This window comes from Neobacillus sp. B24 (assembly GCF_055381825.1).
Genome location: NZ_AP035777.1, coordinates 2,090,163 through 2,115,603, shown reverse-complemented (window position 1 = coordinate 2,115,603; position 25,441 = coordinate 2,090,163). Strand labels below are relative to the sequence as shown.

The following is a 25,441-nucleotide window of genomic DNA, read 5'->3' as shown; positions in this document are numbered from 1 at the left end:
TACCTCTGAATTAGATTTAAAATGCACTTTTTTACTTATTTTGACACAGTGAGCCATTATATATGTAGAAAAAGGAATACAATTAGCTGTATTCCTGATGGTTAGTGAAGTTTATGTTTTTTTCTATCTTTAATTTTTTTTGGAGTAACATCATTTCCTAATGGGTCAATGATTTTAGTATTTGTTAAAGTGTCGAGCATTTGTGAACGAAACACAGCTAAATACTCGCTTCTTAAACTACTTTGTTCTTTTGCCTCTGTTTCTGTTAATCCAGTCGCTTTTGCTTTTTTGGCCAATTCATTGATTCTGGCCATTTTTTCTTTTGATAGCATTGCGCACATTCCTTTCAAACGATCTGCCTACATAGCAACTGATTTTACTAGAAAAAGGACCATATGGCAAGGCAAAAGGTCTTGTGTGCTGCTCCTCGCAATACCTATTCTTCTATCGTATCTATGTATTCCTGATACCGTCTATGGACAGTCGCTTTAGAAATACTATAACCAAATCCTCGTAACGTAGCAGCAATTTCTGCAAATGTTAACCCATTTTTTCTTAATTTGTAGATTTCTTGTATTGGCACCTCAATTTTTTCTCTACCTGAGTGTTCGCCGAGATTTTTTAAATTTTTTTCAGGCTTATATCCTTGCTTGATCGCCCGCTTCATGCCGCGTTTGATTTTGACATTATGAAGTTTCCGCTGGTATTCCTCTACCATGCTGACTATCTTCAACACCATCGAATCCGATTCTGAAAGCTGTAATTCTCCATTATGAGAAATGCTGTATAGCTTAATGCCTTCTTTTAAGATACAGTGCAGAATGGCAATTTTGGCATTACCTCTACCAAGCCGGGTTTCATCCTGGATTAAAACCGCATGCACTTGTTCGTCTTTGATTCGGTCCAATAGTTCTAAGATTCCATCCCGCTCGTAATCATAACCGCTTGATTGTTCTATTATTATCGAGTCAATTTCAAATTGATGACGTGCGGCAAGCTGAGTAAGTTCTTCTTCCTGACGTTTTAATGAGGTTTCCTGTGTTTCCTTATTTGTACTGACCCGGCAGTAAATGATAGCTTTCATCATTACTCACCCGGCGCACTTGCAAATTGAGTTAATGACGGATCATCCTTGCTGACAGGAATGACAATTTGTTCACCCGGATAAATTCTTCCATCCATATTTTGATTATGTTTTTTTACCCAATTCACAAATTCCTTGTTGGATAACGAATGAACGGCAGAGTATTGGTCAGCTAAACTCCAAAGAGAATCCCCTTTTGTCACTGTTACCTTTATGTATTCCTCTTCGATACTTGTATGGTCCTGGAAGGATATCACGACTGCAATAGAGCAGCTTAAAATTAGTAAAATAATAGCATAAGAGTATTGGTTCCATAATTTTTTCATTTTTTACACCTCTTAGGAATGTATGTTCGTTTATTTAATTTGATTATAATCCGAACGTTTGTTTGTTGTCAACACTAATTCGAACTTATGTTTGTATATAATAGGCGAACATGTTATAATAAAGACAACATTAACCAGGCGAGGTGCATTTTATCATGGTGAAAATATCAAAGCGGCAGCAGGATATCCTCGATTTTATTAAGGGCGAAGTAAAAACCAAAGGATATCCACCATCCGTTCGGGAAATTGGCGAAGCTGTTGGACTAGCCTCAAGCTCTACTGTTCACGGTCATCTGGCACGATTGGAAAGCAAAGGCTTAATTAGACGGGATCCGACTAAGCCACGGGCGATTGAAATTCTGGATGCAGATGAAGCATCACACATTCCACGAAACATGGTGGTGAATGTGCCGGTTGTCGGAAAGGTTACCGCTGGTATACCAATTACCGCCATTGAAAATGTGGAGGAATACTTCCCACTTCCTGAAAGGCTCGTCCCCTCTGGTGAACAAGTGTTCATGCTGGAGATTATGGGTGAAAGTATGATCGAAGCGGGCATTCTAGACGGGGACTATGTGATTGTTAAACAGCAGCCGTCCGCAAATAACGGTGATATCGTGGTGGCGATGACGGAAGAAGATGAGGCTACTTGTAAGCGATTCTTTAAGGAAAAAGATTATATTCGTTTGCAGCCTGAGAACTCGACGATGGAACCGATTATCTTAAAGAATGTTTCTATTTTGGGTAAAGTGGTTGGAGTATATCGACAGATTCATTAATTTGTAGAGTTAGATATATATGGTTTGTAATTGAGGTCCAATTCCCTTAGGGGGATTGGGCTTTTTTATTTCATTTCGTGCTGGCAATTTTATGTCATTTTCCAAACTTACGGGGAATAAGAGCTTTATTTGATAGCTTGTAGTTTTGTTGCCAATCCCCCTTATTGACGACACTTTATCTTTTTTTGCTAGCTGTTATGTTGCCAATCTCCCCCCTATTGTCGACACTTTATCCTAATGCATCTTCAATTTGGCTTATGAAAGCTGAACAGTAAGAGGCTCTCCTTATTTACGGGTCCTATGAAGTCTTTATTGTGCGTGGGGCACCGCTTTTGCAACCCCATAATACAAAAAAAGTCTGATCCAGTCCTCCATTAGAGGACGGATCAGACTTAATTCAGTCTCATCTTATTAATTAATAGATGCTCATATACTGTTCGCGTTCCCAAGGATGCACTACCGTTCTAAACATATCCCATTCGATCTCTTTCGCTTCCAAGAAGTGTTCGAAAATGTGCTCTCCCAGGCCGGAAACGATAACTTCGTCAGCTTTTAATTGGTCAAGCGCTTGTGCCAATGTTGCAGGAAGATCAATAATACCTTCTTCCAATCTTTCTTCTTTGCTCATGATATAGATGTTGCGGTCTACTGGCGCTGGAGGCGTTAACTTATTTTTAATTCCGTCAAGCCCTGCTTTCAGTAGGACAGCCATTGCCAAGTATGGGTTGGCTGCTGGGTCAACGCTTCTTACTTCGATACGTGTGCTTAATCCGCGAGAAGCAGGGATACGGATTAGCGGTGAACGGTTTTGTGCTGACCACGCCACATAACATGGTGCTTCATAACCAGGAACCAAACGTTTGTATGAGTTTACAGTCGGATTGGTTACAGCTGTAAAGTTAGGAGCGTGTTTTAGAACTCCAGCAATAAAATGACGTGAAATTTCGCTCATTTGCAAGTCCCCAGTTGGGTCAAAGAATGCATTTTCCCCATCTTTAAATAATGAAAGGTTGCAGTGCATTCCTGAACCGTTAACACCAAATAATGGCTTTGGCATGAACGTTGCGTGCAAGCCGTGCTTGCGAGCGATTGTTTTTACAACTAGCTTAAATGTTTGAATTTGATCACATGCTGTTAAAGCATCTGCGTATTTAAAGTCAATTTCGTGCTGTCCTGGCGCAACCTCATGGTGGGATGCTTCAATCTCAAAGCCCATCTCTTCCAGTTCAAGCACGATGTCGCGGCGGCAGTTTTCCCCAAGGTCTGTCGGTGCCAAGTCAAAGTATCCGCCTTGGTCATTCAACTCAAGTGTTGGCTCGCCATTTTGATCTAACTTAAATAAGAAGAATTCCGGCTCAGGCCCTAGGTTGAAATCTGTAAAGCCAAGCTCTTTCATTTCCTCCAGAACACGCTTTAAGTTGTTGCGTGGATCTCCGGCAAATGGAGCTCCATCCGGATTATAAATATCACAGATTAAACGGGCAACCTTTCCTTTTTCTGCTGTCCAAGGGAACACAACCCATGTGTTTAAATCAGGATACAGGTACATATCTGACTCTTCAATACGTACGAACCCTTCGATCGAGGAACCATCAAACATCATTTTGTTATCCAAAGCTTTTTCTAATTGGCTTACAGGAATTTCAACGTTTTTGATTGTTCCAAGGATGTCCGTAAACTGCAAACGGATAAATTTTACATTTTCTTCTTTTGCCATTCTTTGAATGTCTTCACGTGTAAACTTTGCCATTTTACTATTCCCCCAATATTATTTAATGGAAAAAGCGTGATAGGTCGCCTTGACGCAATGATGGCCGGTTCATTCTACCGGAGTGCATCAACTCGTTGCGAAGGAGTTTTCTAAGCTCTTCGTTGGTTAACTCCCGCTTCACTTTTTCTTCTTGCTGACTTTGTTGTGTATCAATCTGTTCTTTGACCAAGAATAACTGTTTAATGCCAGCCATATTGATCCCTTGATCAATTAAGTCCTTAATTTCCAATAGCCTATCAATATCATTAAGACTAAATAGGCGTCTGTTTCCTTCGGTTCTTGCTGGAGAAATCAATTGGTGTTCTTCATAATAACGGATTTGTCTGGCCGTTAATTCAGTTAACTGCATGACAGTTCCGATTGGAAACAGTGGCATGGAACGGCGAATTTCTTTTCCGCTCACCTAATTTCTCCCTCCCTCTTGCTAATCTATAATGTTATTATATTTCGCGTTAGATAATATGTCAATCACATGTTAGAAAATCTAACATGGTTTTTCAAACAAGAAAAAAGAACAGCCTTTTACACTGCTCTTCGGTAGTTTTTGCCTAATTTAATTGAATTAGTCCTTTTTCTGCTAAATGGTCTACTGCGAGACAGACCGCCATTTTGACATGGGCATACGTTAAGCCGCCCTGAACATATGCCACATACGGCGGCCGAATTGGGCCATCAGCAGTCAGTTCAATACTTGCACCTTGAATAAAGGTTCCTGCGGCCATGATAACATCATCCTCATAACCCGGCATGTAACTGGGGTGAGGCGTAACATAAGAGTTAATCGGTGAGGCAAATTGAATAGCTTGGCAAAAAGCCACCATTTTATCGCGGTCATCAAATTGGACTGATTGAATTAAATCTGTCCGCTTGGCATCCCATTTTGGTGATGAGTTCATCCCAATTTTCTCAAGCATGGCGGCGGTAAAAACAGCCCCCTTTAACGCTTGACCCACTACATGCGGTGCTAAGAAAAAACCTTGGTACATTTCCTGAAGGCTGTACAAAGAGGCACCCGCCTCTGCGCCAATTCCTGGAGAGGTCATCCGGTAGGAGCAGGCCTCAACCCAGTTTTTCTTACCAACGATGTACCCGCCGGTTTTGACGAGGCCGCCCCCTGGATTTTTAATTAGCGAACCAGCCATTAAATCGGCACCGACATGGCACGGCTCCAGTTCTTCGACAAATTCTCCATAGCAGTTATCAACAAACACAACAACATCGGGCTTGATTTCTTTAACAAAGCTGATCATTTCGCCAATTTGGGCAACTGTAAAGGAAGGTCGGACCGCGTAACCTTTAGAGCGCTGAATCCCGATCATCTTTGTGTTTGGCTTGATTTTCTTTGCGACAGCATCCCAGTCAATCCCGCCATCGCTCGTCAACGACACACTATCATAGGAAATTCCAAATTCCTTTAAGGAACCAACTCCATTGCCGCGAATGCCAACGATTTCTTCCAGCGTATCATACGGTTTGCCGGTGATGTAAAGCAGTTCATCCCCAGGGCGGAGCACACCGAATAAAGCGATGGAAATAGCATGAGTACCGGAAATAATTTGCGGGCGGACAAGGCCTGCCTCACCGCCGAAAACGTCCGCATACACCGCTTCCAGCGTATCTCTCCCGATATCATCGTACCCGTAGCCTGTTGACGGAATAAAATGCGAATCGCTGACCCGGTGCTTTTGATAGCTTTGCAGCACTCGAAATTGGTTAGTTTCAATTTTTTCATCAATTTGTTTATGAACTTCAGTTATTTGCCCTTCTACTTCTCTGATAATCGGCTGAAGTTTTTCCCCATTTTTTAGCTGTTGAAACATCTTTGGTGTTCTCCTATCTCACATTATATTTCTGTAATTGTCCGGTGATTTGATGGTCCTCCAGCGAATAGCCTTTGCAGCTATAGCTCTGAGTTTCCTCATCAAAAACCAGTTCTCTTAAAATCGTGCCATTTTTTAACTGGGAAAGCAGTTTTCCTTCCGTGGACGGAACCAGGACTTCATACGACTTCATCCTTCCCATCACAACTTGTTCAATTTTCAACTTTAACGCCAGTCTGTCCCCTTCGTCAAACGCGCTGATGAAGACCGTTGGTGTATCCGCAGTTGGCACAAAATCCTGGTGCTTGATGTCCCGTTTATTATAAACGGTTAGTTGCGGGATATCTTTCACATCCAGGTCCTCAAGAAGTTTATTAACCGTTTTTTCATGTTGAAAATAATCCGGATTGGACATATCGACAATGTGGAGAAGCAAATCTGCTTCCTTTACCTCTTCAAGCGTTGACCTAAACGCAGCGATTAACGCTGTAGGCAAATCTTGAATAAAACCAACTGTATCGGTAATAAGCGCCAAAAAGCCGCTCGGCAGTATCAATTTCCGGGTCATCGGATCAAGCGTGGCAAACAATTGGTTTTCTTCATATGAATCCGCCTCGGATAATCGATTGAACAAGGTCGATTTCCCAGCGTTCGTATAGCCGACAATTGCCACTTGGAACGTCTTGTTTTTCTTCCGACGTTCACGGTAACGGTCACGGTGCTGCACGATCACAGAAAGCTGGCTTTTAATATCATCAATTCGTCGGCGGATATGACGGCGGTCGGATTCCAGCTTCGTTTCACCTGGTCCCCTTGTTCCAATACCAGCACCCAGTCTTGATAAGGCTGTTCCCTGACCGGCAAGGCGGGGCAATATGTATTGCAGCTGAGCAAGTTCAACCTGCAGCTTCCCTTCTTTCGATCGGGCACGTTGGGCAAATATATCCAAAATGAGCTGCGTGCGATCAATGATCGCTGCATCTATTTCAGAAGAAAGATTTCGTTTTTGACTCGGAGACAGTTCATCATTAAAGATAACTAAGTCTGCTTCTAGTTCCTCGACTAGCGCTTGTAATTCCTCGACCTTCCCTTTGCCGATATAGGTTGCCGGGTGCAGTCGGTCACGTTTCTGAACCAGCGAAGCCAGCACTTCTCCCTGGGCCGTTTCCGTCAGCGATTCGAGCTCTTCCATCGAGTATTGAAACCGCAAATCATCATCATCGGTTTGACAGCCGACCAGCACTACTTTTTCCTTTGTTTCCTTTTGTTCCAAAAGTCATCCTTCCCTTCGGAATATTCTATTTCTCATCTTAACAAAAAACTTTCCGATACTCTAATTTTCCCATTAAATATTTATTGTATTTTCCCTGTACAGTGATAAAATTTTATGTTGTATTAGAAAAATAAACATCGGGGAGAAACAGAAAGCAAAATGACATGGGAAGTACTTAGCATGATTGGCACAATTGCCTTCGCAGTCAGCGGTGCCATTGTTGCCATGGAAGAGGAATATGATATTTTAGGGGTTTATATATTGGGGATTGTCACCGCATTTGGCGGCGGGGCATTTCGGAATTTGTTGATAGGCGTCCCGGTTTCAGCTATTTGGGAACAAGGATTATTTTTTCAAATCGCACTACTTGCTATAACAGCGGTTTTCTTATTTCCTGGGAATCTGTTAAAGCACTGGCAAAAATGGGGAAACTTCACTGACGCCATTGGGTTGTCTGCATTTGCGATTCAAGGAGCCATGTATGCAGCAAACATGAATCATCCGCTAAGTGCTGTGATCGTGGCGGCTGTGTTAACCGGAAGCGGAGGCGGAATTATTCGTGATTTATTGGCAGGTAGGAAGCCAATTGTGCTGCGTTCGGAAATATATGGGGTTTGGGCTATCTTAGCCGGGGTCATTATTGGACTAAAAATTGCTACCCATTCTTGGCAGCTCTATACTTTATTCATCCTTATAACTCTGCTCCGTGTCCTGTCCTATACATTTCATTGGAAACTCCCTTCACGAGGACTGGGAACACACTAAAAATCGGCGGTCTATAGCGACCCGCCGATTTTTTAATTATCTTCTTCAAACACTAAGTCATTACTGCGAATCGTCATTAAATCATGCCTGTCATAATTGTTAAGCATGAGCAGCCGCATCGCTTGGGCACGAATTGATTTTTCGATAATGTTCCGTACATAACGACCATTGGAGAAACTGTTCGGGCTTAGTACCGACTTCACCCAAATTAAATGGTCCCTGATTTTCTTTTCGGCCTCATGGCTCCAACTATACTCCCGCTCTTTCAACATTCTTGCGCCTATTTCCATTAATTGATGAATGTCGTAATCAGGAAAATCAATCACCAACGGAAATCGGGAATGCAATCCAGGATTTAGTGATAAAAAATATTCCATTTCACGAGAATAACCTGCAAGGATTAAAATAAACTCATGCTGCTTATCCTCCATGTGTTTGACAAGCGTGTCGATGGCCTCCTTGCCAAAATCCTTTTCCCCGCCGCGGCCTAGTGAATAGGCTTCATCTATGAACAAGATACCGCCCTGTGCCTTCTTAATTAAATCCCTCGTTTTCTGTGCGGTATGGCCGATATATTCACCGACGAGGTCTGCACGTTCCGCTTCAATAAGGTGGCCTTTGGAAAGGACGTTCATTTTATGGAACAGCTTACCGATCAGCCTAGCTACCGTGGTTTTTCCGGTTCCAGGATTTCCTTTAAACATCATGTGGAGTGCCTGCTTTTTTGCCTTTAATCCCATTTCCTCACGTTTTTTATTCACATAAATCCAAGCATATATTTCTTTAATATTTCGTTTCATTTCCTCCATACCAACCAAAGCCCCGAGCTCGTCTTCAATTTCCTTTAAAGCCGAATGCTCAGGGGGAATAACCTTTGGAGCAACCTGGAAGTCCGGTAACTCTTTTGTTACGTTCTTTCTCTTCTGGGAGTTGAGAACAACCCTAATTTGACCGTTGCTTTTCATGCGATTATGTTGATCCAAAGCTTTCACCTCTCATTTTTGCAGCCGGGTCGATTTTTGGGAATATGACAACCTTTTCAAGAAAAGCATAAGGCTTCATTTTATATGTATTCACGGCCTCGGAATTTCATTAAAAAAGATTTCCGGATAAAATGAAAACTTGCCGATTGGCAAGTCCGTTAGAAAAGTTGATGTGGTATAGTTGAATTTATGTATGCGAAGCTTAGCAAATAAAAAAGAGCCCTATATGGATGGGCTCGTGTTTGTCGATTTATTGATTTTCCAGGTCAAGCTGGACGTATTTTAACGGCGCAAAAGTGGAAATGGCATGCTTATAAACTAATTGCTGTTTCCCCTCTGATTCAAATAAAACGGTAAAATTATCAAAGCCTTTAATTTGGCCTCTTAATTGGAATCCGTTCAGTAGGAATACCGTTACGTGGGTGTTATCTTTCCGGCACTGGTTTAAAAATTGATCCTGAATGTTAATCGACGTTTTCATGGTAAATATCCTCCTCTTTTATCTCTACTAATATGTATTCGATTTTACTCCAAGCTTTCCTTCAACATATTGTGAAATTTCCTTTATTTTTTGTGAAATATTATTCACATCTGTTACATCAAACCATTTTACATCCATTTTGTTGCGAAACCAAGTTAATTGTCTCTTTGCATAGCGCCGGGAATTTTGCTTCAAGGTCTCAATCGCCTGTTCAAACGGAATATCACCATCCAGATATTGATAGATCTCCTTATATCCGATAGCCTGAATTGATTGGCACTCGCGCAGCCCACGATTATGTAAGCTTTTTACCTCATCTAAAAGGCCCTCTCTTACCATTATATCAACCCGTGCATTGATTCGCTCGTACAATAGCTCCCGGTCCATGGTCAATCCAATTAGGGCTGTATCGTACAAGAGGTCTGGCTGCTGTGTATTTTGGTACTCCTGACGGGTTCTTCCCGTAAGGTAATAGATTTCAAGGGCACGTATGACTCTGCGGCTATTATTGGGATGGATTTGTTCGGCACTGTCCGGATCAATTTCCTGGAGTTCTTTGTACAATGCTTCATTGCCAATTTCCTTCAGCCGTTGTTCCAATTTATTTCGAAGCGCTTCGTCACCAGGTACATCGGAAAATTGATAATCATAAATGACAGATTGAATATAAAGTCCAGTCCCGCCCACAATGATGGGAAGTTTTCCTTTTTGGGCAATCTCCGTTATTTTATCACGAACCAGCAACTGAAATTCAGCCACGGAAAAATTTTCATCTGGTTCCTTGATATCAATTAAATAATGGGGAATCCCATCCATTTCATCCTTCGTGATTTTCGCCGTTCCAATATCCATTTCCCGATAAATCTGCATCGAATCTCCGCTGATGATTTCACCGTTGAATATTTTGGCCATTTCAATGCTCAGTTTCGTTTTCCCGACTGCGGTTGGTCCGATGATTACTAGTAATTTTTGTTTTGCATCCAATCTTTTCACACTGCCTTGTCGCTTTTTCCTGTGAAAAATCTTACCCTTCACATCTTTATCGTAACACAAAAATAAAAAGCAGTTGAACATCAAATAAGTATAGTCAAAAAATATCTTTTATATGCGCATTAAATATATTTCAAATATAAGAAGTTTATTCTCCCTACATTACAAATCATTAACGGTTCATTTACAAAGCGCTTTCTACCCCCGTAATCATGTTAGGCTTATACGTAGATTATTTTGTAAATACAACTCGTAATTTGTTGTAGATTGACGAAATTAATGAAACTAGGTGATGAAGAATGTTACAAACTTATGATTTGGGTATAGATTTAGGGACAGCAAATACATTGGTTTACAGCAAAAATAAAGGAATTGCTCTAAATGAGCCTTCCGTAGTCGCAATTGATACAGAAACAAAAAAGATCGTGGCAGTTGGAACCGAAGCAAAGGAAATGCTCGGAAAGACGCCTGAAAAAATCATTGCGATTCGTCCGCTTCGGGATGGGGTCATTGCTGATTTTGATCTTACTACTGAAATGCTGAAGGAAATCATGCGCAAAGCGTCGAAGAAAATTGGATTTGCAATGCGCAAGCCTAATGTCGCCGTCTGTATTCCTGCTGGGTCAACTAGTGTGGAGCGAAGAGCAATCCAAGATGCGGTCAGAAATGCCGGAGCCAAAAAAATCAGCTTAATTGAAGAGCCTGTTGCAGCAGCGATTGGTGCCGGTCTTCCTGTCGATGAGCCGGTAGCCAATGTTGTCGTTGACATCGGCGGCGGTAACACAGAAGTCGCGATTATTTCTTTCGGCGGCGTTGTTGCCTATCATTCGATTAAGGTGGGCGGCGATCGGTTGGATGATGATATTATCCAGTACGTTCGTAAGGAATACAATGTGTTGATAGGCGAACGTACTGCCGAAAATATTAAAATGGAAATTGGCTATGCGCTGATTGATCATGAGGAACTGTTTATGGATGTCCGTGGACGTGACCTTGTGTCCGGCCTGCCAAAGACGGTTAAATTATCATCCTATGAAATTCGCAACGCTTTAAAGGAGCCATTATTGCATATCTTAGAAGCGATTCGTGCCACACTCGAGGATTGCCCTGCAGAGTTGAGCGGTGATATCGTTGACCGCGGGGTCATTTTAACCGGCGGCGGCTCCCTGTTAAAAGGGATGGAAGCATGGTTAAGTGACGAAATGGTAGTTCCCGTGCAATTAGCATCAAACCCGCTTGAATCAGTCGTCATCGGGACCGGCAAGGCCCTTCAATATATAGGAAAAATCCCGTCAGTAGCAAAATAGGATGGGGTTTGGAGCCAGAGGGACGGTTCTCCTGGCTCCTTTTATGATAATTTGCACCACTAGAACCGTCCCCCTGGTCCCACCTGCCCCATTAAAAAAGAGCATCTCACAAAAAATGAGAATGCTCTTTTTGTATTTACATAACTCTTTTAAACATTTTCTCCATTTCATAGATGGAGTAATGGACAATGATTGGTCTTCCGTGCGGACAGGTGAATGGGTCGGATGCTTTTCGTAAGTCGTCCAGCAAGGCTTGTATCTCGTCATTGCGTAAATGGCGGTTTGCCTTAATTGAAGCTTTACAGCTCATCATAATCGCCGCTTCCTCGCGCAATTTCTTAATATCCACTTTCTTCATCAACAGCAGCTGCTCAATCATTTCTTCGATGATTTGCTTTTCCTCACCCTTCGGAAACCATGCGGGGTGTGACTTCACGATAAAGCTGTTAAGGCCGAACTCCTCCAAAAATACCCCGACATTTTCAAGTTCATGAATGTTTTCTGAGATTTTTATATAATCATCAGTCGAATATTCGAATGTCAGCGGCATTAGCATCTCTTGCAGCTCTGAAGCAACTTGGCCAACCTTTTCACGAAAATACTCATACTTCAACCGTTCCTGTGCGGCGTGCTGGTCAATAATGTATAAGCCGTTTTCGTTCTGGGCGAAAATATAAGTTCCGTGCATTTGCCCAATCGGATACATCCGAGGCACCCGGCTTTCAGTTTGTATGTTAGCCGTGTCAATGGATACGCTCTCCTCGGCAGGCTCAACCTGCTCCACAAAATCTTCAATAGCAGCAGCACCTTGAAATGGATTTTCCGCCATCCAGTTCTGAGGTTCGTGAACCTCTTCTACAGCCCTGGGTTCAGGTGTTGGTATATATTCTGGCACTGATGGCACTGATGGCACTGATGGCACTGATGGCGATTTGGGCTGGTCATCAACAAAAACAGGTTTCTGAACAGCAGGAACCGTCCCCTCATCAAGTACCAAGGCAGTTTGCTCCGATTTCGGCTGCTCCTTTTTCACTTGGGTATAAGCAGTTGGAATCAGCACCCTTGCCTTAAACGCATCTTTAATAATTGAGGTTACTAATTCATTCAGTTCCGCTTCTTTACTAAAACGAACCTCCATTTTTGATGGATGCACATTGACATCTACCAGCAGCGGGTCCATTTCAATATTCAAGAGAACAATTGGGTACCGTCCGATTGGCAGCAGCGTATGGTAGCCTTCCTGAATCGCCTTCGCCAACGGATAATTTTTTATAAAGCGGCCGTTAATCATGGTGGAAATATAATTCCGTGATGCTCTGGTCACCTCGGGCATGGAAGCAAATCCGCTAACCTTATAGTCAAGCGAACTACCTGAAATCGGCACCAATTGTTTCGCGATACTCATTCCGTAAATCGCTGCAAGCACCTGCCGCACATCACCATTTCCAGTAGTTTGCAGCAGCTTCCGCTCATTGTGAATCAAACGGAAGGCAACCTCTGGGTGTGATAACGCAAGCCTATTAACGACATCGGTAATATTCCCAAGCTCGGTGTGGATGGTTTTCATATACTTCAAACGTGCCGGTGTGTTGAAAAACAAATCTGTAATGGTAATATCGGTCCCGCGGCGCGACGAGGCCTTTTCAAAAATCTCTACCTTGCTGCCTTCGATGACAACCCGATTGCCGGCACCTTCACCCGTTGACGTTTTCAGCTCCAACCTTGACACGGAGGCGATACTTGGCAACGCCTCGCCGCGGAAACCTAACGTCCGGATCCGGAATAAGTCATTTTCATTTTTAATTTTCGAAGTGGCGTGGCGCTGAAACGCAAGCAGCACGTCATCCTCTTCAATCCCGTTCCCGTTATCAGTGATGCGGATTTTCGCCAGTCCTGCTTCCTCCACCTCAATTTCGATTACGGTACTGCCTGCGTCAATCGCATTCTCAACCAGTTCTTTGACGACAGAGGCGGGGCGTTCGACTACTTCTCCCGCCGCTATTTTATTCGAAAGGGCATCATCTAACTGAATAATCTTCCCCATACTCTTCGCCTCCTTCTAAAAATTACTTCAACTTTTTCTGCAGTTCATACAGCATATTTATCGCTTGAAGCGGTGTAATATCTAATAAATCAATATCACGCATCTTATCGAGAACCTTTCTTTCCTTAGAAGAAAGCTCTGGTTTTTTCGGTTCTGCCGGTGCATCAAAGAACGAGAGCTGAGCAGGCTGTTCCACAACCGGTTCCTCTTTTTTTACAGTGACGGATTGCGATGCCGCCTTCTCTTTTTTTACAAGGTCCGTTTGCCCTTCCGACTGTTCTTTTTTAACAATGACAGTCTGTGTTTCAGGCTGCTCCAGTGCCTGCAGTATTTCATTGGCACGAGAGATTAATTCAGCAGGAAGTTCCGCCAACTGGGCAACATGAATACCATAACTCTTGTCGGCCGGGCCTTCCTTAATTTTATGAAGAAAAACAACCTTGCCTTGATGCTCAATTGCGCTGACATGGATGTTCTTCAATTTCGATAGTTCTTCATCCAATACGGTTAATTCGTGATAGTGGGTAGAAAACAATGTTTTCGCGCCAATCCGGTCGTGAATGTATTCAATGATTGCCTGAGCGAGCGCCATTCCATCATAGGTGGACGTACCGCGGCCAATTTCATCAAATAAGATTAAGCTGTTTTGTGTCGCATTGGCAATCGCATTTTTGGCTTCCAGCATTTCAACCATAAAGGTACTCTGGCCGGAAATCAGGTCATCTGCGGCCCCAATTCGGGTGAACACCTGGTCAAAAATTGGCAGCACCGCTTCTGACGCCGGAACATAACAACCGATTTGCGCTAATATGGCCGTCAAGGCAATTTGCCGCATGTACGTACTTTTACCGGACATATTCGGTCCCGTAATCAGCAGCACATCGCGCTCGCCATCCATTAGGCAATCGTTCGGTACGTATTCTTGGGTATTCAGCACTTTTTCAACCACCGGATGGCGTCCGTCCTTCACGACAACCCGGCGTTCCTCGGAAAATTGCGGTCTCACATAGCGGCGTTCTTCACTTACCTTGGCAAAGCACTGCAGCACATCGAGCTCACTGACAGTTTTCGCCAGCGCCTGCAAGCGCGGGATATATTCTTTAATCGTCTCGCGAATACCCGTAAATAATTCATACTCAAGCTCGCCGATTTTCTCTTCAGCCTGTAGTATCAACGCTTCTTTTTCCTTCAATTCCGGCGTAATAAAGCGTTCAGCATTCGTTAATGTTTGCTTGCGCTCATACCGGCCTTCTTCCAATAAATGAAGGTTTGCCCGAGTGACTTCAATATAGTAACCAAACACCCGGTTGTAGCCAACCTTCAGCGATTTGATTCCGGTCTTCTCCCGCTCGGCCCGCTCCAGCTGGGCAATCCACGTCTTTCCGTTCCGGCTGGCATCACGGTATTGATCCAACTGATCATGATAACCATCACGGATGATATTCCCTTCTTTTAATGACAGCGGCGGGTTTTCGACAATTGCCTGCTCCAATAAATCAGTGACTTCTTCACATGGATCCATTTTTGCAGCCAAATCAGCCATATCGATTGAAAGCAGAATTTCTTTTAAAAATGGCACCTGCATGAGCGAGCGTTTCAACTGCACTAAGTCACGGGCATTCACATTCCCAAAAGCTACCCGTCCCGCCAAGCGTTCCAAGTCATAGACCTCTTTGAGTTTTTCACGAAGGTCCTGCCGCTCAAAATAATGATTCATTAATACCCCGACCAGATAGTGGCGGTTTTCAATCTCATCGCGATTAATCAGCGGTCGGTCAATCCAATGCTTTAACATCCTGCCGCCCATCGCCGTCATCGTTTCATCCAACAGCCATAGCAGGGAACCTTTCTTTCCTTTTGAGCGGATTGTTTCGGTTAATTCAAGATTGCGCTTCGAATAGTAATCAATTTTCATAAATTGATGAATTCTATAGGTGGTAACATGTTGAAGATGATCAAGACTTCTCTTTTGCGACCGGTATAAATAATGGAATAACCGTGCCACTGTTATCTTCAACTTATCCTGATTCAAATCTTGGAGCAGGTGGGAAAAATTGATTTCTACTGAACTATTATCCTCAAAAGAAATAGCAAGCACATCACGTTCACGCATTTTCTTCTGCAATTCAGCATCAAAATCGCTAGCAATAACTACTTCTTTTGCACCTAAAACGGCTAGTTCATTTAATACCTCTTCAAAATTCGCCAGCAAGGTTACCTTGCTTTCACCCGTTGAAATGTCGTTATATGAAAGACCAAAGCTTTGGTCTTCAAAAGCAGTAACTGAGGCAATATAATTGTTTTCTTTATCTGTTAACCCTTTGCCGTCCATTACCGTCCCTGGGGTAATTAATTGGATGACTTCCCGGCGGACAACCCCTTTTGCCTGTTTCGGGTCTTCCGTTTGTTCGCAAATGGCGACCTTGTAGCCCTTTGAAATTAATTGTTCAATATAGTTTGCCGCGGAATGGTAGGGTACACCGCACATAGGAATTTTTTCCGATGTTCCGCCGTCGCGGCCTGTTAAGGTAATTTCCAATTCCTGAGATGCTTTGATGGCATCCTCGAAAAACATTTCGTAAAAATCGCCTAAGCGAAAAAATAAAAAGGCATCCTGATAATCTGCCTTGACTGCTAAATATTGCTGTATCATCGGCGTGTAACTAGCCATAATTTCCTCCAACATTCTTGTTTCTTTCGAGTATCTTCGACAATCCATTATATCATAAAATCCCCCCGCTTTATCAGGCCGTATTGTAAAAACTTTTATAAGAAATAGGCTATAAAATACCTAGATAGAGGGCTTTATAAGCAAAAAAATTGCCACCCCCTGAAATCTAAGGATAATTGAGGTTACCACACACCCAACAACCTAGATTAAGGAAGTGACAAGTTGTACCCTCAAATTATAACCTATTTATTAACTTTTATTAAGTACCAAGAACAAATAATTCGAACATTACTTACCCTTCTTATTGGGAAGGGGATGTTTGAAAAGCCTGAGGAAAAACCTGTAAATAAACCTTATCGTAAACTCCAGGTGGATGATCTTCCGATTATCGAAACCATTCAGAAACTTGATTACCGAAGCCTCCTAACCGAATACCTGGAGAAGAACGGTAAACAACTAAAACCTGTTCAAAGGCGTTCGAATACAAAGGCATGTGTGCCCAAGTCAATGAAATGTCCGCAGTGTGGTGCTCCAGCGGATTATCTTTATGCCAATAATGGAGGCAAAGGACAGTTTCAATGTAAGGTGTGTGCCTGTCTTTTCAATGATAAAAATCGCTATTCGAAGGAGGCTATTTTGAAGTGTCCTCATTGTTCTAGGACCCTTGAGAAAGTCAAAGAGCGAAAAGACTTTGACGTGTACAAGTGTAAAAATAATGACTGTTCCTACTACCAGCAGAAACTGAATGGCATGTCTGCGAAAGAGAAGAAACAGTTTAAAAAGGATCCACAAGCCTTTAAATTAAGATATATCTTCCGGCAGTTCCACATTGATTTTCAGCCATTGTCAAAGGCTTCTCCTAAGAAACCAAAGGTTGACTTGGCCAGGCTTTATGTGTCGCCACATACATTGGGGCTTATTTTAACCTATCACGTTAACTATGGCCTTTCGGCCCGGAAGACAGCTGCACTCATGAAAGATATCCATGGTGTTTCTATATCGCATCAAAGCATTTTAAATTACGAGAACGCAGTTGCATTAATCCTTAAACCTTACGTAGACCACTATCCCTACGAGCTTTCTGATCAGTTCTGTGGGGACGAAACCTATATTAGGGTTCAAGGTCGTTGGCATTACTTGTTCTTCTTCTTTGATGCGGTAAAAAAGATCATTCTGTCTTATCCAGTGTCAGCAAATCGAGATACAGCGACAGCAATCCGTGCCATTGATGATGTCCTAATGAAATTTAAAGAGATTCCGGAAGATCTTACATTTGTGGTGGACGGCAATCCGATATATCTCTTAGCCCAACACTTTTACGCCCAGCATGATATTCACTTTGACATTACTCAGGTCATTGGGCTTACCAATGAAGATCCTGTATCAAAGGAGTATAGGCCTCTCAAACAAGTGATTGAAAGACTCAATCGCACATTTAAGGGCAATTATCGCTCAACACACGGGTTTGGGTCCGAACATGGGTCTGTTTCGTTTGTGACGCTTTTTGTGGCTTACTTTAACTTTTTACGGCCTCACTCAGCGTTAGAAGGTAATGTGCCAGTGGTTAATCCAGAGCTCTTACTGCGACCGAATATGCCTGCACGCTGGACTAAATTAATAGGTTTAGCTCAAGATTGGATCATTGAACAAACAGTCTAACTTTTTGTTTAGCAGAGCCCTTGAACCCACTAGCAACCGGCGAAGCGAACTCTTGACAAACCGAACTTGCCAATGGTTTAAAATGGAAATACCAAGGGCTATTTGGCATGCCTTCTTTTTGTCCCCGTCGCCCTTGATAAAGGAATCTCAAACCATTGGCGTGTTTGTCAAGAGCGGTTGCGGGGCCGACGCACCCAATATGTGGAAAGGAGCCTAACCCCTTAAGGAGTTTTCATAGAACTTTTGACACTACCTATCAGGCAGAAAAATCCTATTCTTATTAAATAGTGTTTTTACTATTACACCAAAAAAACCTGAGCCAAGAATAGCCCAGGTTTTTTAAGTGTATTATTTAGTACCTTCGTTTGTACTGTAAAAGAACTTGGCTGTTAGAGTACCGTCTTTATTCTCTTTAATATCGGTTACATGAATTCCAGAATCTGCCGGCGTGGCACTATTGCCCTTCCAGAAGTAGTAAGAACCACTATGAACATTAGAAGTAGTTGGCGTTAACTGAGAACCTGTCTTAAAGAAGTCTCCAGCATCACCACGGTTCTTATTTTTCTCCATATCATACTTACCATCAGCCTGCAGCACAGATAAACCATAGTGGGTAACAACGGTACCGTCGCTAGCAGTCTGAGTTTGATTATATTGGAATCGCTTGTTCATCCAGTTTTCCACGTTATTCGGGCGGAATCCGGCAGTTTGGTACAGGTTGATAATATTTTCATCCACATGCCATGCTACTAATCCATGAGAATCAGTACCTTGACGGATTAAACCTTTGTTAAAGCCATCCTGCTGGACATTTTCAAATAAGAAATACTCTGTTCCATTTGAACCGGGTACTTCCATTTTTACTATCCCATTATCTGCAGCTGCATTATTAATTGCAGGTAACGTAATCGTTCGGACGCCATCTTCTGGTTTAACCTCAATTGGCTCAGCCCAGCCCAGGAATACTTTCGAGAATGGATCAAAGTGTGTTGGCGAATTTCCAGAATACGCGCCATTGTCAGGGTAACGCATCCAGGAACCGCCTGCCATCATGGAGTAGTTCCCTACACCTTCAGAAGAATAGACAGTATCATAGAAATCAGGCAATCCTAGCGCATGGCCGAACTCATGCGCATAAACTCCCGCTGTGGCAGGAAATGGGCCAGTTTTGGATGCCTCATCATATCCGCCAGTGGCTACATTAAACCCGGCAACGTTTCCACCGATAGCAGGTTGGATGTTGTAGTTATCGACAATAACTCCATCATAAGTCATGTCTTCTTCTACCGTTTTGTTAATCCAAGCCCCTTGGCTCATACCTTCATATACATCTGCTGGTTTGCCAGTTTCATAGTATTTCCCATAGTATAAAGCGCTTAGTAGACTCCATTTGTGCGACCAGAATTGGGCAGGGTCTTGGCTCCATTCTGCACCCGTACCTTCATGAATGATGAAAACGTTTGGAACCTCGCCATTTTCAGCATACTTTGAAAAATCAATTTGATCATCAGCAGCCTTTAGCAAGTCACGAACGAATTCGCCTGTATGGGCGTCACCATTTACGTTCCCTAAAGCATACTTGCCGCCTTCTGCGTACTTGCCCTCTTGATCTAAATAGTAGGAAGCTCCTTTAGGCAGTTCCACCCAAACAAACTCTGTATTTTCTTTCCGAACGAGATTAACTCTATTATTACTAGATTCTTTATAAGCATTTTGCATCGTGCGGTCTGTTGGCGCTTTTACACCATTAAACTCAGCATATTGTTTGAAGTAATCCAATTGGTATGGATTATATTCTGTACCAAAGATTAAATCTTCATAGTAATGCGCTGGAACCTGCCCCTTCAGATCCCCTACCGGCTCATCCCCCTCTTTGTACTTGGCAAGAATGACAAGTACCGGAACATCCCCAGTAGCCTTTTTGTATGCTACATGATTATCGCCAGCCTGTTGGAATTTTGCTCCTTGGTTTGCAATCTTTTCGGCAGGATCAATCTTTGAAATGTCTATTCCTAATTTTTTGGCTTTTTCAGTCAGTTCCGGCGCTGCCCCCACATAATCAGCCAAACTTAGATCATATGTACTTTCAGCCTTTTTGCCAGCTTCATCCGGCTGGATTCCAGCCAAGCCGATACTGCCGGCTAACGCCAATGCTAAACCCGTCTGTGATAAAACCTTTAACAATAACCTCACCCCTTTTATTTTTATACTATTTTAAAATATCAGAATCCTACGAAAGTCGGAAGATTCCTTTGTCCCGTAACCTTAGTAGGGTTTTCTATGTATTATTTTGTAAAAATTTGCAAAACGATAGGTTCTTTTACAGTGGTGACAAAAGCAGCATAATAATAGTAAGTTTGAAATTGAACAGGCAGTGAGGGGTGATGACGGGTGGCATGGTTCGGCGGCAGCTATAAGGAATACGATTTTGAAATGTTTTCAGTCAGCCATTTTGTGATTATTGCTCTTCTATTTGTCATTTCTGTTGGGGTATTTTTGAAAAAGGAACAATTGAAACAGGGTAACTGTAGAAAAATCGAAATTGCGGCAGCCATTTCACTCATCATTTTTGAATTAACCTATCATATTTGGATGATGGTAAACGGTAATTGGAAGGTAAGTCATGCCATCCCGTTGGAATTGTGCAGTATCAGCTTGTTCCTGACTGTTTTCTTGTTGCTGACAGGGAAAAAGATCATTTATGAAATATTATTATTTACCGCGTTATTGGGAGCATCACAGGCCATCTTTACACCGTTGTTGAACTTTGACTTCCCCCACTTCCGGTATTTTCATTTCTTTTATACTCATTTGATGATGATCTGGACCGTCTTGTATTTTACATGGGTAAAAGGATACCGCCCGACAATTTGGTCCGTGGTAAAGCTTTTTGTTTTCTTAAATGTCATGATGCCAATCATTATGTTCATTAATAAATTGGTGGATGGTAACTATATGTTCTTAAGCCATAAACCAAAATCGCCAAGTTTATTGGATGTTTTGGGGCCTTATCCTTTTTACATTCTATCGATGGAGGGTTTGGTCATATCACTAAGTTTGCTTGTCTGGTTAATTTTTCGGGAGAAAAACGAGATAAAAAGGTTTCCTAAATCAATAACAAGAAGTTATTATTGACCTTTTTCGAATATCTGCTTATAATAATAAACGTTCCAATTAATAATGTCCTAGTAGCTCAGTAGGATAGAGCACGATCGAATACGCTTCGCAGAATCAGCCTCAGCGTACTGACCGAGCCGCTTCTTGCATAAGCTTTCTGAGGTCAGGACGACAGTTTCCGTCTGAAAGTTGGAAACAAAGTATTATTTTTTATATTTGTCCTAGTAGCTCAGCAGGATAGAGCAACAGTTTCCTAAACTGTAGGTCGGAGGTTCGAATCCTCTCTGGGACGTAATAAAAAATCCCTTGTCTCACAAGGGATTTTTTACATATTTGCCAAGGTGCCGTCTTTTCACAGAGCCCGGCACCTTTTCGTGTTCCTTGGCACCTAAAATGGCTGAATACTATATTCATTTATTTTTCGATATAAGGTACTTCTTCCAATTTTTAATAGTTTCGCTGCCTTGCTAATGTTCCAGTCTGTCTCTTGTAAACATCTTTTAATAGTTACGATTTCGGTATCTTCCAAGGAGATACTTTGATGATTTGGCTCCACAAAGTGTGTTGTTAGACCCTTTTCAAAAATAATATGCTTTGCGTCAATTTGGTCACCATCTGCCAAAAATGTTGCCTGCATTAAAACATTGCTTAGCTCGCGAATATTACCTGGCCAGGTGTGGCCTGCCAGCTTTTCTTGTGCACATTTGGAGATTTTCTTCACGGGATATTCCAGCTTGTTTAGTAATACCTCCACCAAATAAGCTAGATCGCGACGCTCCCTGAGGGCAGGAAGATTGATTTGAATTCCCCTCAATCTGTAATATAAATCGGCACGGAACCTTCCCGCTTGGATATCTTCATATAAATTTCGATGAGTTGCCGAAATGACTCTTACGTCAATCGGTTTGCTCTTTGTGCTTCCGACCGGTGTAATGACCTTTTCCTGAAGTACCCTTAATAGTGCCGCCTGGGCCCGTAAAGACATATCACCAATTTCATCTAAAAAAATAGTGCCTTTATTGGCAGCCTCAAATTTTCCGATACTTCCATTTCGATTCGCACCTGTAAAGGATCCGGGTACATAGCCAAACCATTCACTTTCAATCAGATTTTCCGGAATGGCACTGCAATTCACTGCTATGAATGGCCCATCCCTCAAAGGACCATAAGTATGAATGGATTGGGCAATTAACTCCTTCCCTGTCCCACTCTCGCCTATCAACAGAATTGGCAAATTGGAATAAGATGCTTTTTTTGCTAATGCCTTTGTTTCAATAATTTTTCGGCAGCTGCCCGCAACATCGTTGAATGTATAGCCCCTCACCTTATCTGTATTTTGAGTTTGAGCCTTATTTACTGCAACAGAGCCCCAAAAGCGATTATGATTATCATACAATTCCTCGACCTTGAAATAACCTCTTTTTGATAGCGGTTGCCCGATACACTTATTTCCAAGGAGCTTTCGGGCGGCTTCATTAGCACGGATAATCCGGTCATCCCGATCCAATGACAATAAAGGAAACGGGATACTGTTTGTCAGGAAATCCATTTCTTTCAGGAGAATATGTTTTTCCGTTTGATTTTGTTCCAACACCAGTTTATTTTGAATTGACTCGGCGACCATACAAGCAATAGACAGGTTCACAGGATGATGGTCCTCTAATCGAGTGCTAATATTAATGACTCCTGCCAATTCTCCTGTAGGACTGTAGATGGGACTAGCGGAACATGCCAAAAAATGAGTTGCCGCAAAAAAGTGCTGATTTCCCTGCACCTGTACCGGCTTCTTTTCAATAAGGGAAACACTAATGGCATTCGTCCCCATTGATCTTTCATTCCAATTTGCGCCAAGCCTAAGGTGAATATTTTTTGTTATATGTAGAAGTTCCGGATCACCAATGGCATGAATGACAATTCCACTTCTGTCAACTAAGACAGTAACTTGACGCATCTGTTTCATTTTTTGAAAAAGATCCTCTAGAATAGGGACAGCCTGCTGAAGGAAATCGCTGTTATTCTTGAGACAATAGTCTAATCGTTTAGCCTCAATAACCGGATCCTCTACCTGGTCAAAAGGATTTAAACCGATGGATTGACAGCGCTTCCAAGATTCCATAATCATTGCCGCATCGTTAGTCTGATTAAGAAACCCCAACGAATTTCACCTCTCCTTTACAGATTTTAACTTATCAAAATTATACCATAAATCAGAATTTTTAAATTTCAATTATATAAGTTTGTCTCAAAATGATACAACTAATGTTTTATTGTGATACATCGAAAAAAGTAGATTTATGGGAGAATCCCTAATTATGTACGGTTCAATTTTGGCACGATTTTTGCATTATAAGTGGATGAACCACTAATTATTTAAGGGGGAATGTTTCAATGGCAGGAAATCGTGGGGTTGTATATGTTGAACCGGGAAAGGTGGCGGTTCGAGATATTGATTATCCGGATCTCATTCTTAGGGATGGCCCTGGAGTTAATAAATTGAACGTCGGCCGGAAATGTGAACATGGTGTCATTCTGAAAGTTGTGACGACCAATATTTGCGGAAGCGACCAGCACATGGTTCGCGGCCGGACCACTGCTCCATCAGGACTAGTTTTAGGTCATGAAATTACCGGTGAAGTCATCGAAGTCGGCCGCGATGTAGAATTTATTAAAAAGGGCGACCTTGTCTCTGTTCCATTCAATATCGCCTGTGGACGCTGCCGCAGCTGTAAGGAGCAACATACGCATATATGTGAAAACGTGAATCCCGACCGTCCTGGTTCCGCTTATGGGTATGTTGACATGGGTGGCTGGGTCGGTGGCCAATCCGAATATGTAATGGTTCCTTATGCAGATTTCCAATTGCTTAAGTTTCCAGATAAAGACCAAGCGATGGAAAAAATTCGTGATTTGACCATGCTTTCTGATATTTTCCCAACTGGCTATCATGGTGCGGTAAGTGCAGGCGTCAGAACTGGCTCAACTGTTTACGTTGCTGGTGCAGGCCCGGTTGGACTTGCTGCTGCCCACTCTGCCCAGTTACTTGGTGCTGCTACGGTTATTGTCGGGGATCTTAATGAGGAGAGACTACAGCAGGCTAAAAGCTTCGGCTGTGAAACGGTTAATTTAAGCAAGCATGATAATCTTGGTGAATTAATTGAACAGATTGTTGGAGTGCCTGAGGTTGACTGCGCCATTGACTGTGTGGGCTTCGAGGCTCATGGTCATGGTCGTGACCGCGGAGAAGCACCGGCTACTGTTCTTAATTCCATTATGCAGGTAACCCGTGCCGGCGGTCGTTTAGGAATTCCTGGTCTCTATGTCACAGGTGACCCAGGTGCCATTGATGACGATGCCAAAATTGGTTCATTAAAGATCCGAATTGGACTCGGATGGGCGAAAGCGCATACATTTGTAACAGGTCAGACTCCGGTTATGAAGTACCATCGTGACCTGATGAATGCGATTCTCAGCGGCAAAGCCCAAATTGCCAAAGCCGTTAACGCCACTGTGATTTCATTAGAGGAAGCTTCGCGTGCCTATGAAGACTTTGACCGCGGTGTTGCCCGTAAATTTGTGATCGACCCGCATGGACTAGTAAAATAGTATGATCTTTCATTTTTGAAAGGGGGTCATACTTTGGACCCTCCCCCTACCTTATGGCGCAGTGCTGCTGAATTTATTGGGACCGCACTGTTAATCAAGGGTCTCCTAGCTTTCAGGAGCTGTTACTTCCCAAGAAGCTGGTGTTAGGCATTCACATAACATAATAAAACAGCACCTCTCTACAATAATTAGAAGGTGCTGTTACTCTTTTGATTAACCTATTTCAGAACACCAGAATTCCCAGATAACCAAATTAATTGCAATGCATTTTTAATGCTTTCAACCCCCCTGAATAAATAATGGCCTCTTTACCCTCTTTAATATTTATCTATATTCTATTTTTTCTCCAAGTAGAGAAAGGTCACAGCCTCATATAACATATCTTCAAGACTAAATCGAAATAATTTATGACAACTTTGTGAAAAAGTTTTGACAACTTTGTGAACAGGGTTAATAATATAAACAAGGGGAATATGGGGGGTCATTATCATGAATTCACGGATGAAGATTTTACACGCAACAAGATGGGCAGGCAGCATTACTTTACTAGTGGGAATAATGATCTTTTTTGCAGGTGTTGTAAGCGGTTTAATTCCTGTCATCGGAATTGGGCTTGGCACCATAATCGGGGCTGTCATGTTCTTTCTGATGGGCATGTTTTTTATCGCTACCGAGGAAATGGTGGAAAACACGGAAAAGGGAAATGAAATTGTCTCTATTAAACCGAGGAATGGTCTATATTTGGTAAAAAGATAAAGAGAGCATCTC

At 42.4% G+C, this 25,441-nt stretch carries 21 protein-coding genes and 1 tRNA gene; 8 read left to right on the top strand and 14 right to left on the bottom strand.

Features of this window, described 5'->3' with window-relative positions:
• Positions 1 to 101: 101 nt before the first annotated feature.
• The 3 genes from ACZ43M_RS10535 to yneA all read right to left on the bottom strand — a co-directional run bounded on the left by ACZ43M_RS10535 (position 102) and on the right by yneA (position 1,410).
• The gene (locus tag ACZ43M_RS10535) at positions 102 to 332 is read right to left on the bottom strand and encodes a DUF896 domain-containing protein (protein ID WP_464507354.1); all 231 of its coding nucleotides are present in this window, start codon (positions 330 to 332) and stop codon (positions 102 to 104) included.
• A 104-nt stretch (positions 333 to 436) separates the two neighbouring features.
• A complete protein-coding gene (locus ACZ43M_RS10530) occupies positions 437 to 1,084 on the bottom strand; it encodes a YneB family resolvase-like protein (RefSeq protein ID WP_464507353.1) in 648 nt (215 codons plus the stop codon).
• Positions 1,085 to 1,086: 2 nt separating this feature from the next.
• Positions 1,087 to 1,410, bottom strand: a complete 324-nt coding sequence (gene yneA, locus ACZ43M_RS10525; RefSeq protein WP_464507352.1) for a cell division suppressor protein YneA — start codon at positions 1,408 to 1,410, stop codon at positions 1,087 to 1,089.
• A 155-nt stretch (positions 1,411 to 1,565) separates the two neighbouring features.
• On the opposite strand from yneA, the gene lexA reads away from it, so the two are divergent.
• A complete protein-coding gene (lexA, locus tag ACZ43M_RS10520) occupies positions 1,566 to 2,189 on the top strand; it encodes a transcriptional repressor LexA (protein WP_464507351.1) in 624 nt (207 codons plus the stop codon).
• Positions 2,190 to 2,604: 415 nt separating this feature from the next.
• On the opposite strand, the gene glnA is transcribed toward lexA, so the two are convergent.
• From glnA to hflX, 4 genes are all read right to left on the bottom strand, one after another.
• Positions 2,605 to 3,939, bottom strand: coding sequence for a type I glutamate--ammonia ligase (gene glnA / locus ACZ43M_RS10515; RefSeq protein WP_464507350.1), 1,335 nt, complete (start codon positions 3,937 to 3,939; stop codon positions 2,605 to 2,607).
• Between the two features lie 22 nt (positions 3,940 to 3,961).
• On the bottom strand, positions 3,962 to 4,363 hold the full coding sequence (locus tag ACZ43M_RS10510; protein ID WP_464507349.1) for a MerR family transcriptional regulator: 402 nt from the start codon (positions 4,361 to 4,363) through the stop codon (positions 3,962 to 3,964).
• Between the two features lie 145 nt (positions 4,364 to 4,508).
• Positions 4,509 to 5,780 carry a methionine gamma-lyase family protein gene (locus ACZ43M_RS10505; protein WP_464507348.1) on the bottom strand — a complete coding sequence of 424 codons (1,272 nt, stop codon included), beginning with the start codon at positions 5,778 to 5,780 and terminating at the stop codon, positions 4,509 to 4,511.
• 13 nt (positions 5,781 to 5,793) lie between these two features.
• Positions 5,794 to 7,053: a GTPase HflX gene (gene hflX / locus ACZ43M_RS10500; RefSeq protein ID WP_464507347.1), complete on the bottom strand. Its 1,260-nt coding sequence runs from the start codon at positions 7,051 to 7,053 to the stop codon at positions 5,794 to 5,796.
• A gap of 159 nt (positions 7,054 to 7,212) precedes the next feature.
• On the opposite strand from hflX, the gene ACZ43M_RS10495 reads away from it, so the two are divergent.
• On the top strand, positions 7,213 to 7,818 hold the full coding sequence (locus ACZ43M_RS10495; RefSeq protein ID WP_464507346.1) for a trimeric intracellular cation channel family protein: 606 nt from the start codon (positions 7,213 to 7,215) through the stop codon (positions 7,816 to 7,818).
• A 32-nt stretch (positions 7,819 to 7,850) separates the two neighbouring features.
• On the opposite strand, the gene spoVK is transcribed toward ACZ43M_RS10495, so the two are convergent.
• The 3 genes from spoVK to miaA all read right to left on the bottom strand — a co-directional run bounded on the left by spoVK (position 7,851) and on the right by miaA (position 10,266).
• Complete coding sequence (gene spoVK / locus ACZ43M_RS10490) at positions 7,851 to 8,801, bottom strand: stage V sporulation protein K (protein WP_464507345.1); 951 nt, start codon at positions 8,799 to 8,801, stop codon at positions 7,851 to 7,853.
• Positions 8,802 to 9,051: 250 nt separating this feature from the next.
• The gene (hfq, locus tag ACZ43M_RS10485) at positions 9,052 to 9,282 is read right to left on the bottom strand and encodes an RNA chaperone Hfq (RefSeq protein WP_464507344.1); all 231 of its coding nucleotides are present in this window, start codon (positions 9,280 to 9,282) and stop codon (positions 9,052 to 9,054) included.
• A gap of 27 nt (positions 9,283 to 9,309) precedes the next feature.
• Positions 9,310 to 10,266: a tRNA (adenosine(37)-N6)-dimethylallyltransferase MiaA gene (gene miaA, locus ACZ43M_RS10480; RefSeq protein WP_464507343.1), complete on the bottom strand. Its 957-nt coding sequence runs from the start codon at positions 10,264 to 10,266 to the stop codon at positions 9,310 to 9,312.
• 305 nt (positions 10,267 to 10,571) lie between these two features.
• On the opposite strand from miaA, the gene mreBH reads away from it, so the two are divergent.
• Positions 10,572 to 11,579 (top strand): rod-share determining protein MreBH, encoded by a 1,008-nt coding sequence (gene mreBH / locus ACZ43M_RS10475; protein WP_464507342.1) that lies wholly within the window; start codon positions 10,572 to 10,574, stop codon positions 11,577 to 11,579.
• 136 nt (positions 11,580 to 11,715) lie between these two features.
• Here mreBH and mutL read toward each other — a convergent pair whose 3' ends face one another.
• Together mutL and mutS are read right to left on the bottom strand one after the other, a co-directional pair.
• Positions 11,716 to 13,623 (bottom strand): DNA mismatch repair endonuclease MutL, encoded by a 1,908-nt coding sequence (mutL, locus tag ACZ43M_RS10470; protein WP_464507341.1) that lies wholly within the window; start codon positions 13,621 to 13,623, stop codon positions 11,716 to 11,718.
• Positions 13,624 to 13,645: 22 nt separating this feature from the next.
• Complete coding sequence (gene mutS / locus ACZ43M_RS10465; RefSeq protein WP_464508003.1) at positions 13,646 to 16,294, bottom strand: DNA mismatch repair protein MutS; 2,649 nt, start codon at positions 16,292 to 16,294, stop codon at positions 13,646 to 13,648.
• A gap of 222 nt (positions 16,295 to 16,516) precedes the next feature.
• On the opposite strand from mutS, the gene ACZ43M_RS10460 reads away from it, so the two are divergent.
• Positions 16,517 to 17,953, top strand: coding sequence for an IS6 family transposase (locus ACZ43M_RS10460; RefSeq protein WP_464503290.1), 1,437 nt, complete (start codon positions 16,517 to 16,519; stop codon positions 17,951 to 17,953).
• A gap of 348 nt (positions 17,954 to 18,301) precedes the next feature.
• Here ACZ43M_RS10460 and ACZ43M_RS10455 read toward each other — a convergent pair whose 3' ends face one another.
• Positions 18,302 to 20,146, bottom strand: coding sequence for a M6 family metalloprotease domain-containing protein (locus tag ACZ43M_RS10455; protein WP_464507340.1), 1,845 nt, complete (start codon positions 20,144 to 20,146; stop codon positions 18,302 to 18,304).
• Between the two features lie 198 nt (positions 20,147 to 20,344).
• Here ACZ43M_RS10455 and ACZ43M_RS10450 point away from each other — a divergent pair, with 198 nt between their 5' ends.
• Both ACZ43M_RS10450 and ACZ43M_RS10445 read left to right on the top strand, forming a co-directional pair.
• Positions 20,345 to 21,088, top strand: a complete 744-nt coding sequence (locus tag ACZ43M_RS10450; RefSeq protein ID WP_464507339.1) for a YwaF family protein — start codon at positions 20,345 to 20,347, stop codon at positions 21,086 to 21,088.
• A gap of 200 nt (positions 21,089 to 21,288) precedes the next feature.
• A tRNA-Arg gene (locus ACZ43M_RS10445) sits at positions 21,289 to 21,362 on the top strand.
• Positions 21,363 to 21,458: 96 nt separating this feature from the next.
• Here ACZ43M_RS10445 and ACZ43M_RS10440 read toward each other — a convergent pair.
• A complete protein-coding gene (locus ACZ43M_RS10440) occupies positions 21,459 to 23,225 on the bottom strand; it encodes a sigma-54-dependent Fis family transcriptional regulator (protein ID WP_464507338.1) in 1,767 nt (588 codons plus the stop codon).
• 233 nt (positions 23,226 to 23,458) lie between these two features.
• Between ACZ43M_RS10440 and fdhA the strand changes: the two genes are divergently transcribed.
• Both fdhA and ACZ43M_RS10430 read left to right on the top strand, forming a co-directional pair.
• The gene (fdhA, locus tag ACZ43M_RS10435) at positions 23,459 to 24,673 is read left to right on the top strand and encodes a formaldehyde dehydrogenase, glutathione-independent (RefSeq protein WP_464507337.1); all 1,215 of its coding nucleotides are present in this window, start codon (positions 23,459 to 23,461) and stop codon (positions 24,671 to 24,673) included.
• Positions 24,674 to 25,162: 489 nt separating this feature from the next.
• A complete protein-coding gene (locus tag ACZ43M_RS10430) occupies positions 25,163 to 25,429 on the top strand; it encodes a hypothetical protein (protein ID WP_464507336.1) in 267 nt (88 codons plus the stop codon).
• Positions 25,430 to 25,441 lie beyond the last annotated feature (12 nt).